The sequence below is a fragment of the Clostridium massiliamazoniense genome (assembly GCF_001403635.1).
Classification (GTDB): domain Bacteria; phylum Bacillota; class Clostridia; order Clostridiales; family Clostridiaceae; genus Sarcina; species Sarcina massiliamazoniense.
Window position 1 is genome coordinate 250,699 of sequence record NZ_LN879466.1, and the last position, 23,713, is coordinate 274,411.

Genomic DNA, 23,713 nt, shown 5'->3' on the forward strand with positions numbered 1-23,713 from the left:
TTAAATATTACAAAAAGAGAACAACTAAGTTTATTTTTTGTAACTATTAAAAATAAGCCTTTGTAACAAAAGAATGTTCAAAAAAGGTTAAGATTATATTAACACAAAATTAACAATTCTAAATTAGCGAGGTAATTACATGAGTAACACAGAAAACTCGAAAAAGCCTAAAAATAAGAAAAAAATATCTGCAATAATTGTTGGAGCAATAATTCTTATAATTATTGTATTAGTAGGTGGGTCATATTTGTTTGTTAATAGTGTATTAGATAAAGTACACAGAGTGACCATAAACAATAATGAATTAGGCGTAAGTAAACAAGCGGAATTAAACTCTTTAAACAATAAAGGAGTGCACAATATCTACTTATTCGGAGTTGATGAACCTGAAGGAGTTCCAGGGAGATCAGATGCTATAATGGTAATGTCTGTTAATGATACAAAACATACTTTAAAATTAGTATCTATATTAAGAGATTCCTATGTTCCAATACCAGGGCATAAGGCGCAAAAGGTTAATGCAGCTTATGCATTTGGAGGTCCTCAACTAGCTATGGAGACTTTAAATAAAGACTATAATTTAGATATTCATAATTTCATAAGCTGTAACTTTACAAGCTTACCAGAAATTATAAATATATTAGGTGGAGTTCATGTTGATTTAACACCAGAAGAAGTTTATGAAATAAAATTCCCTTATGATCAGTTAAAAACTTTAGATCATGAACCAAATGCACCTAATATAACTCATGCAGGTCCACAAACCCTAGATGGTTTACAAACAATGGCTTATTTAAGAATAAGACATAAAACAGGTGGAGATTATGCAAGAACTTATAGACAAAGACAAGTTATTGAGCAATTATTCCAAAGAGTTGAGAATACTCCAATAACAGAATATCCAGAACTTTTAGAGAAGGTAGCACCAGCATTAGAAACAAATATGTCAGATGCTCAAATCTGGAAGTTTGGTGAAGAAATATTAGGTACTGGTTGTAAGAGTATAGAAGAAGCTAGGGTTCCTGTAGACAGCAACTGTTCAAGTAAAACTGTAAACGGAATATGGTATTTAGTATTTAATCAAGCTGAAACTAATGAAAATCTTCATAACTTCATTTATGGAGATGCAAAATTACCAAACCAAGAGTATCTTTCACCATCAAAAGACAATAATTAACATTTTGTAAAAAACTCTCTTTCATATTATAATTGATGAAAGAGGGTTTTTATTTGTGGAAAGATAATAAGTATTTCAAGGAATGAAAGGAATGAATCTTATGAATATATTAGTTACAGGCGGACTAGGTTATATAGGAAGTCATACATCAGTAGAATTGCTAGAAGCTGGTCATAATGTAATTGTTATTGATAACTTAAGTAATAGTAAAGAAGTTGTTAAAGAGAAAATAAAAGAAATAACAGGGAAAGATATAAAGTTTTATAAATATGATTTATTAAATCTTTCTGATGTTGAAAAAGTATTTAAAGAAAATAATATAGATTCTGTTATACATTTTGCTGCACTCAAGGCAGTGGGTGAATCCGTGGAAAAGCCTCTTGAATATTATCACAATAATATAACAAGTACTTTACATCTTTTAAGTACAATGAAAAAGTTTAATGTGAAAAACTTTGTATTTAGTTCATCAGCCACTGTTTATGGAGAAAGTAAAGTTATGCCTATAAACGAGGAGTGTGAATTGTCATTTACTAATCCTTATGGAGGAACTAAATTAATGATAGAGGATATACTAAGAGATTTATATAAGTCAGATAACTCTTGGAATATAGCTATACTTAGATATTTTAATCCTGTTGGTGCACATGAAAGTGGTTTAATAGGAGAAAATCCAAAGGGAATACCAAATAATCTTATGCCATATATAACAAAAGTAGCTATTGGTGAATTAGCAGAGCTTTCAGTATTTGGAGATGATTATGATACTATAGATGGAACAGGAGTAAGAGATTATATCCATGTTGTTGATTTAGCAATGGGGCATATAAAAGCTTTAGAAAAATTAGATACTAAACCAGGTATTATTACTTATAATTTAGGAACTGGAAATGGATATAGTGTTTTACAATTAGTTAAAGCTTTTTCAGAAGTAAGTCAAAGAGATGTAAAATATAAAATTGTTAATAGAAGACCTGGAGATGTTGCAGTTTGTTATGCAGACCCTACTAAAGCAAATAAAGAATTAGGGTGGACAGCAAAAAGAGATATTAAAGATATGTGCAAGGATTCATGGAATTGGCAATCAAAAAATCCAAAGGGATTTGAAGATTAATAAAGTAAATATGTTTTGAATTTGCTTATTCAAGAAGATTTATTATAGTAGAAAAGAAGTAATATGGAAGTATAAAAGCTATATTAAAATAGAGATATATTTAGAATTCCAACTACACTTACATTAAGATTTCTTAAATATCTGTATTTAATATAGCTTATTTTTCTTTATATATTAAAAAATATATTTATCTGATAGCTAAAGGCTGTAATACTTCTGTCTTCTATAGGAAACTCGACTCGCATTGCTCGCTGAGTAAGTTCCTATAACTAAATCAAGATTTAGATAGTCACTTAAGTAGGAGATAAACAGCCTCACACTTCTAGATAACTTTGATTAAGCATTGAGATGGAGTCAAAACTCCACCTGAATTAGGTCTACGTTTATAGTTTTGGATTAATAATTTTTGGCTGGAAAGATAGAATTGGTAGAATCTAAACGGTAAACAAAAGAAAAAACTATTAAATACATAGGAGGATTTTATGCATAGCGTTCATAACTTTTACGGATTTGCGTATTTTAATAAAGATATCCATAATTATTTATATTTTTATGGAATTTTCTTTCTTAGATTAGCTCTGTCGGGAGTATTAGGGGGACTAATTGGTTTTGAAAGAGAAATGAGATCTAAAGAAGCAGGGATAAGAACACATTTTTTAGTGGCAGTAGGGGCAACTCTAGTAATGTTAGTCTCACAATATGGCTTTTTTGAGGTACTAGGTCCAAACATAATGGTAGATCCTAGTAGAATAGCTGCTCAAGTAGTATCAGGAGTTGGTTTCTTAGGGGCAGGAATAATATTTAAGGAAAAAGGTGCTGTGAAGGGCTTATCAACAGCGGCAGGAATATGGACAACTGCAGCCATTGGATTAAGCATAGGGTGTGGAATGTATGCCATAGGTATATTTGTAACAGTACTTGTACTTATAGCCTTTGAAATATTAAAGAAAATATCCTTTAAATTTGACCATAGTTATTTAGAAATGTCTATATTATCAGAAAAGAAATTATATAGAGAAGTACAAGATATTTTAATTTCAAAAAATGCTTTAGCTGATTTTCTAAAGGGGACAAGCAATGTTAATGGAAGTATGTTATATTCCACAAAGCTTAGGGTAAAACTTCAAAAGGAAAGAGAAATAGATGAAATTTTAGAAGCTATACAAAATATAGATGGGATAGAGTCATTTGAATATGAAATAGTAAATCCACATTATAGACAATTTAATTAAGAAGTTTTAGGAGGATGTATCAAATTACAGATACATCCTCTCTGTCTTTTATCTAGCTATATAGGTTCATTATTTGTGATCACTCACCTATGTAAAGAAGCTCTAATATTTTTTCTACAATAAATATATAAAATATAAAAATTAAGTGGAGAGTTAAATCCATAATTTTTAGAATAAGCATAGAATTAATTTAATGTCTTTTTGACTTCATCTTAATGTTTAATAGGTGTTTTAAAGAAATTATCTACGTAATATTATGTAAATAAAGGTAGATTATAAAGAATGATGGAGATAATTCTTAGTAATCAGACTTATTTAATAAGGAATTAAATTTACAAAGATTACATAAGGGATTAAAATAAAAATCAGAATAATAAATAAAAAATAAGTAAATAGTAAATATATATTAAATTTAATACTTTAGGAGGAATTATAATGAGACAAGCTAAATTTGCAGGAAATCCATTAACTTTAGAAGGAAAAGAAGTTAAGGTAGGAGAAAGCTTTAGAGACTTTACAGTAACAAATAACGATTTAAGTGAGTTAAAATATAGCGATACTAAAGGTATAAGAGTATTCTTAGCTGTTCCATCAATTGATACAGAAGTATGTGATATGGAAGTAAGAAAATTTAACAAAGAAGCAGCTGAATTAGAAAATGTAACTGTATATACAGTATCAATGGATTTACCATTTGCTCAAGGAAGATGGTGTGGAGCTGCTGGAATAGATAATGTAAAGGTAGTTTCAGATTATAATTTAAGAAGTTTTGGAGAAGCTACAGGAACTTTCATAAAAGAATTAGCTTTATTAACAAGAGCTTCATTTGTAGTAGATTCAGAAGGTAAAGTTGTATTTGTTGAATACTTAGAAGAAATGACAAATGAACCAACTTACAAAGATATATTAGAAGCAGCTAAGGCAGCAAAATAGAAAAAAAATAAACTTTATTACTTTTATTAGAAAATCATAGAAATTTTATCAATAATCCAGTTTTATTGGTAAAATTATCTATGATTTATTTTTTTATAGTGTCAAAGTTAACAAAATGAAGAAATGATTATGTATTAATTGTTACTAAGTTGTAAGAGTTAGTCTATAAGGTAACAAAAAAATGATGTAGAATGATATTAGACATTGGTGAGAAGTACCAATGATTAAAAACTAATGGAAAAAGAAATGCTGGTTAGTTATCAACTAAACTTAAATAATTATAAGTATTGAAGTACTTAGGAGGAATTAATTATGAAGAAAAAAGCGTTATTAACATTAATCGCTACTACAAGTGTGGCAGCTGCAGTTGTATCACCAACTATAGCATCAGCAACACATACTAGCCAAACACAAAATGAAGTTGTTTTAGCAAATAGAACTGCTAATACAAGTGATGCTTCAGCAACAGCAAATTCATCAGCAACAGCAACTGCTACAAATGGTGGAACAGCAACAGCTGATGCTAGTTCAAATGCACAAGCAACAGCAGATAACGGAAGTGCAACAGCAACTTCAAATTCATCAGCAAAAGCTACAGCTAATAGTTCTGCATCAGCTACTTCAAAAGCTAAGGCAGATTCAAATACAAATACAGATGTTCATAAAACATCAAAAGAAACAAAGTCAAATGGAAGTGCAACAGCAACTGCTACAGCAACAGCAAGTGCTACAGCAAAAGCTACAGACACTACAAAAACAATTACTAAAACAATAAGAACTACTGTAGATAATGGTAATTCATCAGCAACAGCAAGTTCATCAGCAAAAGCTAATACAACTGCAACAGCTAACTCAAATTCATCAGCAACTGGAACAAATTCTACAACAACATCAAATGATTTAGTTGCAACAAATGAAGGTGCAGTTATAAACGGAAATGGTGGTCTTTATTTAAGATCAGGTGATAGTGCAAATAGTTCAATAACATCATACTTATCAGTAGGTCAAATGTTAACTATATTATCACAAAACAATAACGGATACTACAAAGTACAAGTTCAAGAAACTGGAGAAGTTGGTTATATCAATGCAGCTAATATGCAAAGAATATACAATGCAGAGAATGCTCCATTAAAAACACTTTCAGAAAATGGACAAATTATAAATGTAAGTAGCGTAGTTAGATTAAGAAACAATGCTTCAATAAATGCAACTATAATAGGAACATTAAAAGAAGGACAAAGTGTTAAAATCATAGGTTCAAAAGGACCTTGGTATGAAGTAAGTGTTAATGGACAAGTTGGTTATGTTTATGGCTTATATGTTGGAACAACTGGAACAGCAACAGCTAGTTCACAAGCAACAGCAACAGCTAATTCAGGTTCATCAGCAGTAGCTAATAGTAATGCAACAGCAACAGCTAATAGCAATAGTACAGCAAAAGCTGAAAGCCAAAGCAATGCTAAAGCAACATCAAACACTACTACAAGTACTAGTACAAAAATAGTATCTAGAACAGTAAGCTCAACAGCAAGAGCAACAGCAAAGGCAACTGCTACAGCTAATGCAAATTCAAGTGCACAAGCAACTGCAAATAGCGGAAGTGCAACAGCAAACTCAAGCTCAAGTGCACAAGCAACTGCAAATAGCGGAAGTGCAACAGCAAACTCAAGCTCAAGTGCACAAGCAAAAGCAAGTAACGGAAGTGCAACAGCAAACTCAAGCTCAAGTGCACAAGCAAAAGCAAGTAACGGAAGTGCAACAGCAAACTCAAGCTCAAAAGCACAAGCAACTGCAAGTAACGGAAATGCAACAGCAAACTCAAGCTCAAAAGCACAAGCAGAAGCAAATAACGGAAGTGCAACAGCAACTTCAAACTCAAAAGCACAAGCAACTGCAAGTAACGGAAATGCAACAGCAAACTCAAGTTCAAATGCACAAGCAGAAGCAAATAACGGAAGTGCAACAGCAACTTCAAAATCAAGTGCACAAGCAATAACAAAGAGAACTAAATCATCATCTGCAACAGCAACAGCTAGTTCACAAGCAACAGCAACAGCAACTGGAAATGCAGTAGCAAATGCTGTGGCAAATTCATCAGCAACAGCAACAGCTTAATAGATGAATACAGTTTAATGATTGAACTTTAAGACAAATATTATTCCTTTAAATTTAGTTTAAGCAAGAGGATGTATCAAATTACAGATACATCCTCTTTTATCTATCTATATAGGTTCATCATTTGTGACCACTCACTTACGTAAAGAAGCTCTAATATTTTTTCCACAACAGTTTCTAAAATTTCCAAACTCACTTTGTTCAAACAATGGAAATTTTTCCACGAAACTATTGTTCAAAAATAAAGAGCTTCTAGTACTAGTTCAATGGTCACAGCATTTTGTACCTATATAGCTATCTCGGCAGATGAAAAAATATATTTATAAAAGTAATATAAATAAAGGTGCTGATTTGATACAGCTCCTTTATTTTTTATATAAAATAGAATTGTTTTATATGATGAAGAAAGAGATTTTTTAGGTTCAGTAGTATAGTATATCTTTCTATCTTTGGTTAAAAATAATGAATAGAATTATTTTGAGGTAGAGAGGAAATAACTATGAGAGCAAGAGGATTTATTATTCTAACATTTACTAATATATGTTCTAAATTAATATCACTTATTTATATTCCATTTCTCATTCATAATATTGGAGAAATAGGATATGGGAATTATTATGCTGCATATAATGTTTTTACTTTTGTTTATATGATAACTATAGCAGGAGCATCTAATGCTATACCTAAATTAGTTTCTGAGTATAATGAAACAGGACATAAAAAAGATGCCTTAGCTAGTTTTAAGGTTGGGCTTTTCATATTGGTTCTTATGTCAGTGATTTTTTCTATATCTTTATTCTTATTAGGGAGAGAGATAAGTTCTTTTATTGGATATGAAAATTCTTATTTAGCCTTAATAACCTTGTGTCCAGCAATTATTTTAACGGCTATAGGAAGCGCTTATAGAGGGTATTTTCAAGGACATAATGATTTACAACCTTTAGGTATTTCTCAGTTTATAGAGCAAGTTTTGAATGTTATATTTAGTTTATTTTTTTCATTTACATTAATGAAAAGAAGCTTAGCTTTAGGGGTAGCTGGCGGTGCAGTAGGGACAGCAGTTGGGGCCTTAGGTTCTTTAATTTACTTACATATAAAATTTTCTAAATATGAAAAAATAGAAGAGAGTAAAGAAAGAAAACATGATAATAGATACTTAATAAATTATATAGTAAGATATTCATTTCCATTATTAATTTCTACTGCTTTCATTTATGCAGGAAATAATGTTATAGATGTTGCTAATATTCATAGAGGGTTAGAGAAAGCTGGATTTCCTCAAAGTATAATAGAGACAAAGTATGCTTACTTCGGAAATTATATGCAAATAATAAATGTGCCAATGATAATAATAAGCACTTTAGCAGTTGGAGTATTGCCTATTATAGCTAGAGAAAATACTGCAACAGATAAAACAAGGTTAAAAAGAGCGGTTAATGACCTTCTTAGAATAGGTTTTTTAATAGGAATTCCGTCGGCAGTAGGACTTTCTGTTTTAAGTAAAGAAGTATTTACTGTTATTTTTAATAGAAAAATTGGTGGAGCTGAAATAATGGTCTTTGGAGCTTATGTTTTTATATTTTCATCAGTATATCAATTAACTAATACTATGTTAAATAGTTTAGGGAAGGTATCTCAAGGAGCAATATCTGCCTTTATAGGAGTAATAATAAAAATTATATTAAATTTTCTATTAATCCCTATAGTATCTATAAATATTTTAGGGGTTATAATAGGGTTATTAGTATCAAATTTGGTTACTATGATTATAAATATTTTTATAATAGAAAAGGAGATAGGAGAGAAAAATTTATTCATGGGAAAAATCCTGAAACCAGCTATAAGTTCCATAGTAATGGGGGGATGCATCTTTCTTATTAGTAGGTCAATAGAATTTATAGGAATTTCTCATATGGGAAGATATTTAACTAATCTTTTATCATTATTAATAAGTATGTACTGTGGATCAATTGTATATTTTAAGGTATTAACAACTATAGGGGGAACAAAAAAAGAAGAATTAGATTTGATTCCGAGTTTTATAAGGAAGATGCTTTTTATTTCATAGCTAAAGACTATAATAGATCGATCTTCTATAGATAGGAGATAAACAGTTTAAAGTTCACTAAGTAGTAAGATGAAGTCAAAATTTCATCTGAATTGAGTCTACGTTTATATAATAATTACAGGGACTGAAAAATCAATCCCTGTAATATGCTATATTAACTATTATTATAGGGTTGAGTATTATCTTTCGATTAATACTGCAACCTGAGAAGGCTCTTTTGTTGTTCCACAAGTTAAAAACCTGTTTTCAAAGATATAAGGTTTCCCATTAAGCTCTAGTAAATGAAAAGAGCCTATTTTTTTTCCTGTATCTAAGCAGCATACACCCACTGTGTTTAAATATTCAACAACGGCTGTTTTTAACTCGCTTGATTTTGTATATGAGTTATCTAACTGAACTGTTAAGGTTTCTTTCCCATGGCTAAACATTGGTTTAATTAAATTTTTAAAGATATTTGCCATATAACCACTCCTACCTTTTATGTAAACGTAATCCATAATTATATTATATACAATATTTTCTTGTTTGTAAACGTTATAATTTATATTTATTCAAAAATTTATATGAAGACTAGTGAATATAGTATTAGAATGTTTTATAAATCGAACATAAGCAGATATAGGTTTAAAAATTCAGATAAAATTGTATTAGTTTATTTAGAAGCAATTAATATAATAATAGACAAAAAAAGAAGAGGGATGTGTTTATAATTTTTACATCACCTCTTTGGTGTTTTTATAAGGCTAATAAGATTTTGGATAATTAGAATTTAATATTAATAGCTAAATCTGTTCTATTTTCTAATTGGAGCTTGTCTAAAATTCTACTTACATAATTTTTTACAGTTCCTTCTGAAAGAAAAAGTTCGGTAGAAATTTTCTTATTGTTGTAACCCTTAGCAACTAATTTAGTTACTTCTAGTTCTCTAGGAGTTAATACTGATAAATCTATAGTTTTTTCTTGAGGTGCAGGATTACTTTTCAGTAATTCAGACATTTTCATTGCTACATCACTTTGAATAAGTAAATTTCCCTTATAAACTGTTTTTATAGCTGATATTAATTCATCAGAATTAGAATCTTTAAGTAAGTATCCATTAGCACCATTAGCAAGAGAGTTAAAAATATAATCATTATCATTAAAAGTGGTCAAAACCAAAATTTTAACTTCAGAATTAAATTCTTTAATTTTTTTTATTGCTTCAACACCATCCATTATAGGCATTCTTATATCAATTAATATTACATCAGGATTTAAATTTTTTGTAAGGTTAATAGCATCTTGACCATTTTCACCTTCCCCTACTATTTTTATATCATCATCTAGGGATAGGAGCATTTTGATACCTTCTCTAATAATTAATTGATCATCTACTAATATAATATTTATCATTAATATCAGTCCTTTCTAAATTGTCTTTTCAGTTAAATTAATAAGGGCAGAAACTTTAAAACCAACATTAGTATAGGCAAAATTAACTGTGCCATTATAGCTTTCTATTCTATTTTTTATCCCCTTAAGACCATTAGACATAATAATCTCAGTGCCTTTTTTTCCTTTATTACTAATTGTTAGATGAACTTCATTTCCAATCAGCAGGATATTTATATTTATAGAAGAAGGATTCCCATGTTTTATAGCGTTAGTCAAGCTTTCTTTTACAGTTTTATAAATTATGTCTTTAAGGTTAGGGGATAAAGTCTCAATTATATTAGAACATATAAGATTAAAATCTATTGAATTTCCAATACGTAAATTTTCTAATAGAGAATTTAGAGCATCAGTTAAACTTCTATCAATTTTATTTTCTTTTAATTCATAAACTGTTTTTCTTAAATCTTTAATACTATCATTAACAATTTCTTTAGTTTTACTTATAGTTTCTTGAGCCTTTTGAGGGTGACTTACTAAAGTTCGTTCTAAAAAGTCTAAGTGCATAGAAATTGCCATTAGGTAATGTCCTAAAGAATCATGTAATTCTTGAGCAACTCTTGTTCTTTCTTTTTCGAGAGTTAGTTCTTCTATTTTTAATGAGTATTCCTGTAATTTTAAATTTTGCTCTTGTAATTCTTTATTAAGAGCATATATTTTTTTTCTATCTTTTCTTTGACTTTTAAGCAAAATAAGAAAAGTTAATACAGAAATATAAATTATTATTGTTGTTGTCAAAGCTTCTGAGGAATTATTTTTTATAATAAGAATAATTTCAGCAGTGAAAAATAAAATCATATGAAATAGAATTAAAAGGTATTTCTTGGGAATATCACTAGAAATTATTTCACCAAGAAGCATAAAAACGATAATATATATATTATTTTTAGTAAAGATTAAACAAGAAGAGCTTAGTATTATATTTAAAATTAGAGCTGGATAATATATTAATTTATTTGGTAAAAATAAAAATTTTATAAATTCTAAAAGAGCTATAATAAAAGCAAGTAAGTAAATATATTTAGAAAAAGCAGAGTTCACATTAGAAAAGGCAAAGAAAATAAATAAGTATTTAATTAGTAATATTCTTATAGCTCTGTATTTATTTTCACCTTTATGAGGTATTAAATCTTCAAGTTTTGAAATATAATTATTCATTAAAATTACCTTATCTCCTTATCTTTAGTTTAGTAATTATAACTTAATATATCATAAAATATTATAATATTAAATTAGGAAAAGGAAAGGGAATTAGAAAATCTAGTTTAGTCTATTCTATAATAAAATATTAAGGAATTTGACTTATTAGGATTTTATATTAATGTAAGAAAAGTACGTAAATTTAAGAGAAATTGTGAAAAGATATTTAGTGTTTATTAATATTAATATAGATTTACCTTATAGATTATAGTATAGTTAAATAAATTACAGCTTAATTTAAGTAGAATTTTGGATTTTAGTAATCTTAGTGGTATTTATTATATAGAGGCATGTGTCTTTTCATTTCTAAATTACAAAAGATTGAAGTATTATAGATACTAGCTGTAAGATAAAAGAATTTTGTAGTGATGAAAAGAAAAATTGATAATTTATGAAAGGAAAAGGAGCCATTTTTTATTCAATTATGTAGATAATTAGCTACAAAAATAAATAACGGCTCCTTTATATTAAGGATATTCTTTAATTTTTACTTAATTCAAGTTTAGCTTGATATAGTAATTAATTATGAAGAGGAGTTCCCTTAATACATAGTTATTATCTGTAGAAAAAAGAATTTTATACATTGAATATTATCTAAATAATAAATAATAATAAAATTAAATATAACTTCAGCTTATGGAGATTTTATATATTACAAACACTAATCGTCAGATAAATTTTGATTACCTAAAGAAATACAAGGGAAAAAAATAAGTAGCTTGAAAGTGAGGATATTATAGATGGAGAAAAATTATTATAGAAGAACAAAGGAAGAATTAAAAAATGTGTTAACAGAAGAGCAGTATTACGTTACTCAAGAAAATGGAACAGAAAATCCTTATAATAATGAATATTGGGATTTCTTTGAGGATGGAATATATGTAGATATAACTACAGGGGAACCGTTATTTACATCTAAAGATAAATTTAGTTCAAGTTGTGGATGGCCAGCTTTTTCTAAGCCTATAGAAAGAACAAAAATAAAAGAGAACAAAGATTGTAGTCATGGAATGATAAGAACAGAAGTAAGAAGTAAAATTGGAGATTCTCATTTAGGACATGTTTTTTGTGACGGACCAGCTGAATTAGGTGGAATTAGATATTGTATAAATTCAGCAGCATTAAAATTTATTCCTAAGAATAAGTTAAAAGAAGAAGGATACGAAGAATTTATAAGTTATTTTGAAAAATAATATACTAAAAATGTAAATTTTTTATATAAAATTTACTTTAAATATATTAATAAGGATGCAAAATTGTTATAATCATATTATAAATGTAATAAATTACAATTGAATGAAATCTTATTGAGTATTAGCTAGAATGTTTTATTCGAGAACTTCTAGCTATTTTTTTATGAAAAAATATTAGTATTATTTTATAAAGTGGGTATGAGAGGGAAAAATATGGACAATAAGTGTGATAAAATAATAAATTTAATTCAAGAAAGATATTATAGCTTTGAAGAACCCAACATTTTATTAATTGACAAAGTTGAGAATAATAAAATTATAGAAAAGTTATTTCCTATAAATAGCTATAATATTATAAAGAATATTGATGATGAGTTTAGAATAGAAGATGGAATTAATTTTTTTAATAAAGAATTATTTTACAAAAAGGAAGAAAAGTTTTTAGAATTTATAAAAAATAATGAAAATAATATAGATATTCTTATATTTGGATTAAGTGAATTAACTACTGAGCTTTATAATGAGGAAAATAATATATTAAAAAAACTAAATGAATTTAATTTCAAATCATTTTTAGTTCTAAATGGCTCAGAGAATTTTTCTATGAAGGAATTGTCTTACCATTATCAATATTGTGCTAATGAGTTAAAAATAAAAAGCTTTTTTGTAACTGATAATATTAATATAAAAAGTAGAATTATAAATCAATATGAGGATATAAGTAATTTTATTTATGAAAATATTAATAAAGAATTTAGAAGAAATTTTTTATTAGGACAAACAGTTAATTACACATTGAAAAATAGTTATTTAGAAGAGGAAATTATAAATATTTATAAAGACGTTTTATTAGATAAAAAAGAAGAATTAAAGGGAATTCCTATAAGGGATTTATATGAAATAAGTAAAAGTATAAAAGAAGAATTTCTTAAGTTTTATAATGTAAAGCAAAACCATGTAGAGATATGCAAAATTGCAGAAGGCGTAACTGAAAATATTTTAGATAATAAATTAACAGCAATGAATTTAATTAAAAATCATATAAAGGAAATAGAAGAGAATATAAAAATTATAGATGATAAGGATGAGGTAATAGGAGGATTTTTATCAAGTGATATAGACGAGGAGCATAAAATAGAAATAGAAGATTCTGTTGATGAATTAGATAATACAGCAATTATGGATTATAGCTTGTTAGATGACCTAGAAAATGATTTTAAAAATATAGTTAGTCAAGAAGAAAGTGAAAAAGAGCATAAAAAAGATAAAAATGAGTCAAATAAAAGGCTTAGTATAATAAATATGAGTGAGAATAAAACTTTTAAAAAGATAACCATATCAGAAAATTATGGGCTAAATAAAGATTTTACTTTTGAAGAGGAGGAAAACTTTATACCACTTATAGAAATGGAAGAAATAGATGATAAATTAAAAGAAGTTATATGGGCAAATGATGAAATAGCAATGGAAGATTTATCTGAATTTGAATTGGTGGATGGAAGTTCAAAAAAATATAAAAAAATAAATATGAATGGTAATAGTTCTAATTAAAATTTTTTTCACAGAATTGGTGGTGAATTTAAATGAAGGTTTTTTTTAGTGGCAAGGGAGATAGTGTTAATATGCATTTAGTGGGAATGACAGTAAAAGAAGCTGTAGAACTTAATAAAATTTATAATAATAAAAGCAAAATTACAGTAGGGAAAGAGGAATCCTTTAAAGAAAAACTTTCTAAGTTTAAAATTAATGAAGATATTGCTGGAGATGAAGAGCGAGAAATAGAGGATAAACTTCACAATATGGACGAATACTTATCATGGAGAGGGAATATAATAAAGGGAATGCGTCTTCCTTAGGAAGATTAATATTTTATTATTGGTGACATTATGAAAAGAATAAATAAGAAAAAGCTGTTTTAGTGACAATGTTACTTGTACTTTTAGGAGGAATATCAATTGGAGCTGGATATTTTTCAAGAGTACTTTCTAAAATAGATAAGGTTATTTTAAATAAGGAGAATTTAAGCATAAATAAGGAAGAAGAGAATAAAGAAATAAAAAATTTAAAATTTATAGTATAATAGGTGCCTATTTGGGGATAATACTAATGAAACTCAAAACAATAAATTTATTTAAAGGTAGTATATATCCCCCATATGCTGCCTTTTTATTTTATTAAATTTGAATTCATGGGAACAGATTTATCTCTAAGTATGGAAAAGTCATTTTTTTTAATCCACCCTCTAGAATTTATATTATTCTGCATTTTTAAATCTACATAAAACCAAATTTCAGAATTGTTGATGCATTGTTCTAATATATAAAGTTCTAAAGGTTCTTTAATTTCTATTAAAGTTTTAAAACCATCTATAGGAAGGTAGTTTACTTTAATATTTGCTGAGGTAATCCCATAGGTATAGGGACTTTTAGAGTATTGTAATTTGAGATTTTTAAATAAGGATTTCTCAAATAGAGTGCTTTTTTTTATTGAGTTATATTGACTAGTTATTAAATTTAGTTTTTTCTTTTGGCTTTTAAATTTATTATCGAAGCTATATAAAATAAAAGCTAGGGTTAGACATAAAATTATACATAAAAGAATAAAAAAGAATAACAAAAAATCACTCCTAAAATAATACTTATATATAAATATATTTAGGAGTGATCTTTAAAATACATACTATGTAATTTATTAAAATAAATTTGAATAAATTAGGACTATTTATTGTTAGGTGTTAAATTAAAAATTCATTTAATTTACTTAAATTTATATTATAAATATGTACTTCTGTTTTTTTTACCATAGTTGAGTGATTTAAATAAGAAATTGATGGATTATTATAATTTGTATTTGTTGTATGATCAGTGTCATCAACTATATTTATTACTATTGCCTTTAAAGAATCTTTAAAGTTATGTTTATATTCATGAAGAACTTTATGGGTACTACTTGGAGCACTAGTCTTATTAAATCTAATTAATAATCTAACTTCTTCACCTATATTCAATATGCTATTATGAACATATAGTAGATTAGGTTCTAAAATTCTATTGAAAGAATAATTTTCTATTGGAAGTAAAGTTTTTAAAAGATCAATTACCTTTTCAGTATTAGAAAATACACTTATTAAGTTTTCTTCAACTAAAATATCATTTATTTTTTCTTCGTTTGCTATTTCTTCTGCGAATCCAAGTGAAAATATTTTTTGCATAAGGAATCTCCTTTCATTTTAGATTAATAACTTATATAGATATATTCATAAATAATAAGAGTTGATTTCATAGTTAGAAATCAAGAATTTTTTTATAGAACCCTTATTATTAATAATAAAATCTATTAAGAGCGAAATTATTTTTCTATAAAATATAAAAAAATAATTTCAGCATTTTTAATATAATTATACTTAATTAAGGGAAGAGTTGTAAAGGAATTTTAAATTTTATAAATTATATGTTAACGGCTTCCTTTAAAACTTTTCCTATGGAGTCATTAATGATTAAATCAGCTTTGTTATCAGCAGAAGTAGAGCTTTTATTTATAAGAATTAAATTTTTACCTTTAAAATAATTTATAAGCCCAGCGGCTGGATAAACAACAAGAGAAGTTCCTCCAATTATTAAGGTGTCAGCATTTGAAATAGCATTAATAGCACCTCTAATAACTTCATCATCTAAACCTTCTTCATATAAAACTACATCAGGCTTAACAGTAGAACCACATTTAGTGCAAGTTGGTACATCCTTTGAGTTTAATATAAAATCTACATCATAAGATTCATGACAACTAGTACAATAATTTCTAAGAACTGAACCATGAAGTTCAAAAACATTTTTAGAACCAGCTGCTTGGTGAAGTCCATCAATATTTTGAGTTACTATGGCTTTAAGTTTTCCCATCTCTTCAAGTTTAGCTAAGGCAATATGTGCATTATTTGGTTTAGCTTCTGGGTATATAAGTTTTTCTTTATAAAAATTAAAAAATTCTTTAGGGTATCTAAGATAAAAAGAATGAGATACCAATTGCTCTGGAGTAAAAGTTATATTAAGTTTTTCATTAAATAAACCATTAGAGCTTCTAAAATCAGGTATTCCAGATTCTGTGCTTACACCAGCACCACCAAAGAATACTATATTATTGCTTTCCTTTAGTATCTCTGCTAACTTTTTTATTTTTTCATTCACGAAATCATCTCCATTTTATATTTAGTGTATCCTACACTAGTATAGTTATTTAAAAATTATTATAGCATATTTAAAAATATTCTAAGTTAGATTTTAGAGTATAAAGAAGTATTACAGGATTCAGCTATGAGATAAATAAAATAGCCTTCAAGATAATAAATACTAAAATTTGGGGTGGCTCAAAATTTTTATCTTTATATAAGATATAGGATTAAAATTATATAAATTTGCAAAAACTAAAGAGTAATTAAGTTATTTTATATAAGGATTGAGGATGCTTTATGAATGATTTAGAGATTTTTTTTATGGGTATATTTAAAACACCTATAAATAAATTAATTGTAGCCATAGTTATAATAATATTTAGTTCATTAATAGATAAGTTTCTTATAGATTTTTTATTTTCTCATGTAAGCAAATTAACTAAATTAACTAAAAATAAGTATGATGACAATATTGTTAAAGCTCTTAAAGTTCCTGTAAAGTTATTGGTATTTGGAGTTGGAATGTATTTAGCTTTAAGGATAATAGATATAGATTCTATGCCAAGTGAATTTTTATCCACAGCTAAGTATTTGAAAATATTAATTGTCTTAATAATAGGATTTTTTGCTTATAACTTAACTTTAGAAAATACAGTACTTCATTCTAAAAATATTAAAGGTGAAGATAAAACAGAGGAAATGTGTTTTCCTTTTGTATCTATAATGATTAGAGCAGCAATAATAATAATAGCTATATCAATAATATTTAGAGAATTTGGATTAACTGGTTTTTTAACTGGACTTGGTGTTAGTAGTGTGGTTGTTGCTTTAGCAGCACAGGATACCTGTTCAAATCTATTTGGTGGAATGATGATAGTTTTGGATAAACCTTTTTTAATAGGAGATTGGATACAAACCACAGAAATTGAAGGGGTGGTTCAAGAAATAACATTTAGAAGTACTAGAATAAAAACTTTTGCTAATGCTATAGTTACAGTGCCTAATTCAAAGCTTACAAATAATAATATAATTAATTGGAGTAAAAGAAGTGATAGGCGTATTTATTTTAAATTTATTATAGAAACAAATACTTTAGTGGAAAGGGTAAAAAATTTAATAAGTGAATTAGAAACAATGATAAAGGAAAATGAAAAGGTAAGTGATGATATTGTAATAGTTAGCTTTAATGAATTTTCAGCCTGTGGCTTAGGAATATTTGTTTATTTTTATACTACAGAAATAGATTATAGAGATTATGAAAAAGTTAAGGAAGAAATAAATTTAGGGATATTGTCTTTGTTAGAAAAGAATAAAGTAAAATTAGCAGATATAAATATAGGAACTATGCAAACAGAAAATAAGGAAGGTAAGAATATAGAAGGGAATAGCGAACATAGCTTAAAAATTGAAGAATAACCTATAAAAATTTAGGAGTATTAGAGATGAGATTTAATATAGAGAGTTATTATTTTGAAATTATAGAAGAATTAAAAGGGAAGTATCTTAAAAAATAAAATGTATTTCAAGATACTTCTTAAGAAGTTTATAGAAATAATTCTGACGAATCTCTTGCAAGTATCGGTGTAGTGAAAGCTGCATTATTTAAAAACATAGGTCTGTGTAAAAAATGATTTACTTTATAAGGATTAAATTTATAAGGTTGATTGACAAAATTATTAAAAGTGTTAGTAGCAGGATTAAAAAATGGACTTCCTAAAAAAGCTTCATAAAGATTTGGAGCTGTATTACTATTTACTAGATTTTGACCTTCTGGTGTTAAGTAATTGGAACAACCAGGACAGTATACATCTATGTTTTCAGGAAATAATTTAGGTAAGTGTTGAAGTGTGGAAAGATTTTTATGCCCTCTTGGATTAACAATATTAAAATCATCATAATTTATTTCATCTAAATAACAAATAGAATTTTCATTGCACATTAAAATAAACACCTCTTTATAAATTTTATAAATAAAAGTACATAACAATGCATAATTAATTAAATTAACTTTAAAAATAAACTTAGTACATCTAATTTATATTAGTCTATAAATTAATATATGATAAATTTATATTAAAGTCTTATTGAATTTGCTTATTAGATAGCAATATATCTATAAATTTAAATCAAATATAAATTTATTATCATATAGTTTAAGAAAATTAAAATAAATAGTATAATCAAATAAGGAATATGAAAAATTAGATAATTGAGATTGGAGACAAAATTTATGGTAACAGTAGTAGCTAAATTTACATTGAAAGAAGGGAAAAATGAGGAATTTAAAGAGGTAGCTAAAGAGTTAGTACATAAAAGCAGACAGGATAGAGGATGCATTGCCTACAGTTTAAATCATGATATAAATGAAGAAAATGTTTTAAGTTTTATAGAACAATGGGAAAGTAAAGAGTCAATAATAGAACATCAAAAAACTGAACATTTTAGAACATTATTTGCAAAATTAAAGAAGTTACAAGAAAATAATGAAGAGATTGAAATAAACATGTATGAGGTTATTAAGTTTAATTAATAAATCCTTGAATTCAGTGCTTTATTAACTAATTTAAATTTCTAAATTTTAATGACTGTATCGAAAAAGGATACAGTCATTTTTTTATATATTTTCAATTTGCCAATTAATAGGCTTTTCATTTATTGATTCTAAGAAGTCATTGGTCTTGGAAAATGGTTTTGTACCAAAGAATCCTCTAGATGCAGATAATGGACTTGGATGGACTGATTTTAATATTAGGTGATTTTTATTTGTTATTAATTTTTCCTTTGATATAGCATTATTTCCCCAAAGTATAAAGACCATAGGTTTTTCTCTTTCGTTGAGTAATGAAATAACCCTATCAGTGAAAATTTCCCAACCTTTATTTTTATGAGAATTAGGAGAGCCTTCTCTAACTGTGAGTACAGTATTTAATAGTAAGACACCTTCTTTAGTCCAAGACTTTAAAAATCCATTATTAGGAATGTAACAACCTAAGTCATCATGAAGTTCTTTATAAATATTTCTTAATGAAGGAGGTATTTTAATTCCAGGTTGAACAGAAAAGCTTAAGCCATGAGCTTGCTTATAACCATGATAAGGATCTTGACCTAAGATAACAACTTTTACATCTTCATAAGAAGTAAAGTGAAGTGCATTAAAAATATCATTCATATGAGGATAGATAGTTCTAGTGCTATATTCTAATTTTAAGAATTCTCTTAATTTTAAGTAGTATTCTTTTGAAAACTCATCTTTAAGTAAATCTTGCCATTGATTTTTAAAGTTAACTGGCAATATAATCACGCCTTTCTCTTTTTTTAATTAAGTTTTATTTTATCACATAAACTAAGACTTAATACAGATAGAATTTGGCTCTAGCTGTATTTTAGTGGTCCTTAGTTAGGAGTGAGTGTCTGTTTATCTTAAGATTATAGAAATTTTACATATTACAGACATTAGCAATTAGATAAAAAATTAATACTATTTAATGTATTAAATATAGTTTATATGGAAATATTATCTATATACTAAAATGTAAAGAGGGATAAATTATGATAAATGTAAAAAGTCCATTAGTACTAGTATCTATAATATTATGTTCAGCTATACCACTTAAGTTAGTTCTTAATAATGATTTAGGTTCTTTAGAAAATAGTATTGAAAAAAGTAATACTAAAGCAATTTATACTATATATAATGATTTAACTAATATAGAAAAGGAAGAAGGAAGAAAAGTTATTCTAAAATATATGAATGATTTAGAAGAGAAAGTTAGTACTGGAGTAGAGGAGCCAAAAGAAGCAATAGGAAAAATAAATGATATAGGTAAAATAAGTGAGGTACAAGAAGAGGTAATAAAAGTTAGAAATAATATATTAGATATAGAAGATTCTCAAATTTCATTTAAAAGAGGAGAAAGAGCAAAAGAAGAAGGAGATTATAAAAAGGCTTTAGATAATTATAGTGATGTTATAAAAGAAGATAAAAAAAATTATGAAGAATCTAGAAAAAAAATAAAAGAAATAAAGAATTATCTAGAGAATTAGGTTATTTTTTAGAATCATTAAATAAAACATATCCTAGTGTATCAACTATAGAAAAATAAAGAAATATCTAGAAAAAAAGAGAAATATTCCTTTAAGTTGTTAAAATAGAAAAATAAAAAGAATAAGATGGGGATATATCATGTTAAGATAAAACACGTCGCTGAGGCAAACAAGTCAACAAATTAAAAACTTGTAAAAAAGATTTTAAAAAAGTGTTGACATAATAATGCTGAAGTGGTAAGATAAGAAAGTCGCTTGAGGGCGACAGAGTAAAAATGATATTTGAAAATTAAACAGACGAATTTATTATAAACCAGCAATTCTTTTATGTTTTTAAATTAAAAGCGAAAGCTTGAGATTAAACTTTTATTTGAGAGTTTGATCCTGGCTCAGGATGAACGCTGGCGGCGTGCCTAACACATGCAAGTCGAGCGATGAAATTTCCTTCGGGAAATGGATTAGCGGCGGACGGGTGAGTAACACGTGGGTAACCTGCCTCATAGTGGGGGATAGCCTTCCGAAAGGGAGATTAATACCGCATAACATCATTAGATGGCATCATTTAGTGATCAAAGGATTTATTCGCTATGAGATGGACCCGCGTCGCATTAGCTAGTTGGTAAGGTAATGGCTTACCAAGGCGACGATGCGTAGCCGACCTGAGAGGGTGATCGGCCACATTGGGACTGAGACACGGCCCAGACTCCTACGGGAGGCAGCAGTGGGGAATATTGCACAATGGGGGAAACCCTGATGCAGCAACGCCGCGTGAGTGATGACGGTCTTCGGATTGTAAAGCTCTGTCTTTGGGGACGATAATGACGGTACCCAAGGAGGAAGCCACGGCTAACTACGTGCCAGCAGCCGCGGTAATACGTAGGTGGCGAGCGTTATCCGGAATTATTGGGCGTAAAGGGAGCGTAGGCGGATAATTAAGTGGGATGTGAAATACTCAGGCTCAACCTGGGGGCTGCATTCCAAACTGATTATCTAGAGTGCAGGAGAGGAGAGTGGAATTCCTAGTGTAGCGGTGAAATGCGTAGAGATTAGGAAGAACACCAGTGGCGAAGGCGACTCTCTGGACTGTAACTGACGCTGAGGCTCGAAAGCGTGGGGAGCAAACAGGATTAGATACCCTGGTAGTCCACGCCGTAAACGATGAATACTAGGTGTGGGGGTTTCAACACCTCCGTGCCGCCGCTAACGCATTAAGTATTCCGCCTGGGGAGTACGGTCGCAAGATTAAAACTCAAAGGAATTGACGGGGACCCGCACAAGCAGCGGAGCATGTGGTTTAATTCGAAGCAACGCGAAGAACCTTACCTACACTTGACATCCCTTGCATTACCCTTAATCGGGGAAATCTCTTCGGAGACAAGGTGACAGGTGGTGCATGGTTGTCGTCAGCTCGTGTCGTGAGATGTTGGGTTAAGTCCCGCAACGAGCGTAACCCCTATTGTTAGTTGCTACCATTAAGTTGAGCACTCTAGCGAGACTGCCTGGGTTAACCAGGAGGAAGGTGGGGATGACGTCAAATCATCATGCCCCTTATGTGTAGGGCTACACACGTGCTACAATGGCAAGTACAGAGAGACGCAAAACCGTGAGGTCGAGCAAATCCCTTAAAACTTGTCCCAGTTCGGATTGTAGGCTGAAACTCGCCTACATGAAGCCGGAGTTGCTAGTAATCGCGAATCAGAATGTCGCGGTGAATACGTTCCCGGGTCTTGTACACACCGCCCGTCACACCATGAGAGTTGGCAATACCCAACGTCCGTGAGCTAACCGCAAGGAGGCAGCGGCCTAAGGTAGGGTCAGCGATTGGGGTGAAGTCGTAACAAGGTAGCCGTAGGAGAACCTGCGGCTGGATCACCTCCTTTCTAAGGAATTAACATCTTAGGATAACTAAGATGAAATCGGAATTGCGTAAATTTAGTCTGTTTAATTTTGAGATACCATTTAGGTACTCAAAATTGTTCTTTGAAAATTGCACATAAATATGATGATTATAGATATATGTTAAAGCATATAACTTTACTATTCTTTGTAAAAGAGAACTATATAACTAATAGGTCAAGCTACAAAGGGCGTATGGTGAATGCCTTGGCATCAGGAGCCGATGAAGGACGTGATAAGCTGCGATAAGCTTCGGGTAGGCGCAAATAGCCTGAGATCCGGAGATCTCCGAATGAGGAAACTCACATGGGAAACCCCATGTATCCATAAATGAATACATAGTTTATGGAAGGTAAACCCAGGGAACTGAAACATCTAAGTACCTGGAGGAAGAGAAAGAAAAATCGATTTTCTTAGTAGCGGCGAGCGAAAAGGAAAGAGCCCAAACCAGAAATTTATTTCTGGGGTTGCGGACATAGCATAAAAGTGAAGGCTATTGTAACTGAAGAGAACTGGAAAGTTCCACCGTAGAAGGTAATAGTCCTGTAAGTAAAACGAGAAGATCACGAGCTATGATCCAGAGTACCACGAGACACGTGAAACCTTGTGGGAAGCAGGGAGGACCACCTCCCAAGGCTAAATACTACCTGATGACCGATAGTGAAGCAGTACCGTGAGGGAAAGGTGAAAAGAACCCCGGGAGGGGAGTGAAATAGAACCTGAAACCGTATGCCTACAACCGTTCAAAGCCCCTTATGAGGGTGATGAAGTGCTTTTTGTAGAACGAGCCAACGAGTTACGATATGTTGCGAGGTTAAGTACTTAAGGTACGGAGCCGAAGGGAAACCGAGTCTGAATAGGGCAACTAGTAGCATGTCGTAGACCCGAAACCGGGTGACCTATCCATGGCCAGGTTGAAGCGAAGGTAAAACTTCGTGGAGGACCGAACCACGTTGCTGTTGAAAAAGCATGGGATGAGCTGTNCAGTCTGTTTAATTTTGAGATACCATTAGGTACTCAAAATTGTTCTTTGAAAATTGCACATAAATATGATGATTATAGATATATGTTAAAGCATATAACTTTACTATTCTTTGTAAAGAGAACTAATAACTAAAGTGTGTTAAAAGAAACGAGTAGTA

21 protein-coding genes and 1 rRNA gene are annotated in these 23,713 nt (G+C 29.1%); 15 read left to right on the forward strand and 7 right to left on the reverse strand.

The window, feature by feature from the left end:
- Positions 1 to 139: 139 nt before the first annotated feature.
- From ARA19_RS02165 to ARA19_RS02190, 6 genes are all read left to right on the forward strand, one after another.
- Positions 140 to 1,177 carry an LCP family protein gene (locus tag ARA19_RS02165; protein ID WP_055069311.1) on the forward strand — a complete coding sequence of 346 codons (1,038 nt, stop codon included), beginning with the start codon at positions 140 to 142 and terminating at the stop codon, positions 1,175 to 1,177.
- A 100-nt stretch (positions 1,178 to 1,277) separates the two neighbouring features.
- Positions 1,278 to 2,291: a UDP-glucose 4-epimerase GalE gene (gene galE, locus ARA19_RS02170; RefSeq protein WP_055069656.1), complete on the forward strand. Its 1,014-nt coding sequence runs from the start codon at positions 1,278 to 1,280 to the stop codon at positions 2,289 to 2,291.
- A gap of 482 nt (positions 2,292 to 2,773) precedes the next feature.
- A complete protein-coding gene (locus ARA19_RS02175) occupies positions 2,774 to 3,523 on the forward strand; it encodes an MgtC/SapB family protein (protein WP_055069312.1) in 750 nt (249 codons plus the stop codon).
- A gap of 435 nt (positions 3,524 to 3,958) precedes the next feature.
- Positions 3,959 to 4,456, forward strand: coding sequence for a thiol peroxidase (tpx, locus tag ARA19_RS02180; RefSeq protein ID WP_055069313.1), 498 nt, complete (start codon positions 3,959 to 3,961; stop codon positions 4,454 to 4,456).
- A 312-nt stretch (positions 4,457 to 4,768) separates the two neighbouring features.
- A complete protein-coding gene (locus ARA19_RS02185; protein ID WP_055069314.1) occupies positions 4,769 to 6,574 on the forward strand; it encodes an SH3 domain-containing protein in 1,806 nt (601 codons plus the stop codon).
- 499 nt (positions 6,575 to 7,073) lie between these two features.
- On the forward strand, positions 7,074 to 8,642 hold the full coding sequence (locus ARA19_RS02190; RefSeq protein ID WP_055069315.1) for a putative polysaccharide biosynthesis protein: 1,569 nt from the start codon (positions 7,074 to 7,076) through the stop codon (positions 8,640 to 8,642).
- A gap of 179 nt (positions 8,643 to 8,821) precedes the next feature.
- Here ARA19_RS02190 and ARA19_RS02195 read toward each other — a convergent pair whose 3' ends face one another.
- The 3 genes from ARA19_RS02195 to ARA19_RS02205 form a co-directional block, all read right to left on the reverse strand.
- Complete coding sequence (locus ARA19_RS02195; RefSeq protein ID WP_055069316.1) at positions 8,822 to 9,103, reverse strand: hypothetical protein; 282 nt, start codon at positions 9,101 to 9,103, stop codon at positions 8,822 to 8,824.
- A gap of 301 nt (positions 9,104 to 9,404) precedes the next feature.
- Positions 9,405 to 10,034: a response regulator gene (locus tag ARA19_RS02200; protein WP_055069317.1), complete on the reverse strand. Its 630-nt coding sequence runs from the start codon at positions 10,032 to 10,034 to the stop codon at positions 9,405 to 9,407.
- A gap of 15 nt (positions 10,035 to 10,049) precedes the next feature.
- Positions 10,050 to 11,231 (reverse strand): sensor histidine kinase, encoded by a 1,182-nt coding sequence (locus ARA19_RS02205; protein WP_055069318.1) that lies wholly within the window; start codon positions 11,229 to 11,231, stop codon positions 10,050 to 10,052.
- Between the two features lie 782 nt (positions 11,232 to 12,013).
- Here ARA19_RS02205 and msrB point away from each other — a divergent pair.
- The 4 genes from msrB (at position 12,014) to ARA19_RS17380 (ending at position 14,546) form a co-directional block, all read left to right on the forward strand.
- Positions 12,014 to 12,466, forward strand: coding sequence for a peptide-methionine (R)-S-oxide reductase MsrB (msrB, locus tag ARA19_RS02210; RefSeq protein WP_055069319.1), 453 nt, complete (start codon positions 12,014 to 12,016; stop codon positions 12,464 to 12,466).
- 213 nt (positions 12,467 to 12,679) lie between these two features.
- Entirely contained in the window at positions 12,680 to 14,017 is a 1,338-nt protein-coding gene (locus ARA19_RS02215) for a hypothetical protein (protein WP_055069320.1), read from the forward strand.
- A gap of 32 nt (positions 14,018 to 14,049) precedes the next feature.
- Positions 14,050 to 14,322 carry a hypothetical protein gene (locus tag ARA19_RS02220; protein ID WP_055069321.1) on the forward strand — a complete coding sequence of 91 codons (273 nt, stop codon included), beginning with the start codon at positions 14,050 to 14,052 and terminating at the stop codon, positions 14,320 to 14,322.
- A gap of 68 nt (positions 14,323 to 14,390) precedes the next feature.
- Positions 14,391 to 14,546, forward strand: a complete 156-nt coding sequence (locus tag ARA19_RS17380) for a hypothetical protein (RefSeq protein ID WP_157452213.1) — start codon at positions 14,391 to 14,393, stop codon at positions 14,544 to 14,546.
- 654 nt (positions 14,547 to 15,200) lie between these two features.
- Here ARA19_RS17380 and ARA19_RS02230 read toward each other — a convergent pair.
- Complete coding sequence (locus ARA19_RS02230; protein ID WP_055069323.1) at positions 15,201 to 15,677, reverse strand: hypothetical protein; 477 nt, start codon at positions 15,675 to 15,677, stop codon at positions 15,201 to 15,203.
- A 235-nt stretch (positions 15,678 to 15,912) separates the two neighbouring features.
- Positions 15,913 to 16,647, reverse strand: a complete 735-nt coding sequence (locus ARA19_RS02235; protein ID WP_055069324.1) for an NAD-dependent protein deacylase — start codon at positions 16,645 to 16,647, stop codon at positions 15,913 to 15,915.
- A gap of 305 nt (positions 16,648 to 16,952) precedes the next feature.
- Between ARA19_RS02235 and ARA19_RS02240 the strand changes: the two genes are divergently transcribed.
- On the forward strand, positions 16,953 to 18,047 hold the full coding sequence (locus tag ARA19_RS02240) for a mechanosensitive ion channel family protein (protein ID WP_207643332.1): 1,095 nt from the start codon (positions 16,953 to 16,955) through the stop codon (positions 18,045 to 18,047).
- A 127-nt stretch (positions 18,048 to 18,174) separates the two neighbouring features.
- Here the strand turns inward: ARA19_RS02240 and ARA19_RS02245 are convergent, their stop codons facing one another.
- Positions 18,175 to 18,570, reverse strand: coding sequence for a hypothetical protein (locus tag ARA19_RS02245; protein WP_055069326.1), 396 nt, complete (start codon positions 18,568 to 18,570; stop codon positions 18,175 to 18,177).
- Between the two features lie 291 nt (positions 18,571 to 18,861).
- On the opposite strand from ARA19_RS02245, the gene ARA19_RS02250 reads away from it, so the two are divergent.
- Entirely contained in the window at positions 18,862 to 19,161 is a 300-nt protein-coding gene (locus tag ARA19_RS02250; RefSeq protein ID WP_055069327.1) for a putative quinol monooxygenase, read from the forward strand.
- Positions 19,162 to 19,245: 84 nt separating this feature from the next.
- Here ARA19_RS02250 and ARA19_RS02255 read toward each other — a convergent pair whose 3' ends face one another.
- A complete protein-coding gene (locus ARA19_RS02255) occupies positions 19,246 to 19,923 on the reverse strand; it encodes a uracil-DNA glycosylase (protein WP_055069657.1) in 678 nt (225 codons plus the stop codon).
- A 257-nt stretch (positions 19,924 to 20,180) separates the two neighbouring features.
- Here ARA19_RS02255 and ARA19_RS02260 point away from each other — a divergent pair, with 257 nt between their 5' ends.
- From ARA19_RS02260 to ARA19_RS17745, 3 genes are all read left to right on the forward strand, one after another.
- A complete protein-coding gene (locus ARA19_RS02260; protein ID WP_055069328.1) occupies positions 20,181 to 20,675 on the forward strand; it encodes a hypothetical protein in 495 nt (164 codons plus the stop codon).
- 366 nt (positions 20,676 to 21,041) lie between these two features.
- Positions 21,042 to 22,555, forward strand: a 16S ribosomal RNA gene (locus tag ARA19_RS02265).
- 67 nt (positions 22,556 to 22,622) lie between these two features.
- Positions 22,623 to 22,820, forward strand: a complete 198-nt coding sequence (locus ARA19_RS17745; RefSeq protein ID WP_197276554.1) for a hypothetical protein — start codon at positions 22,623 to 22,625, stop codon at positions 22,818 to 22,820.
- Positions 22,821 to 23,713: the final 893 nt, after the last annotated feature.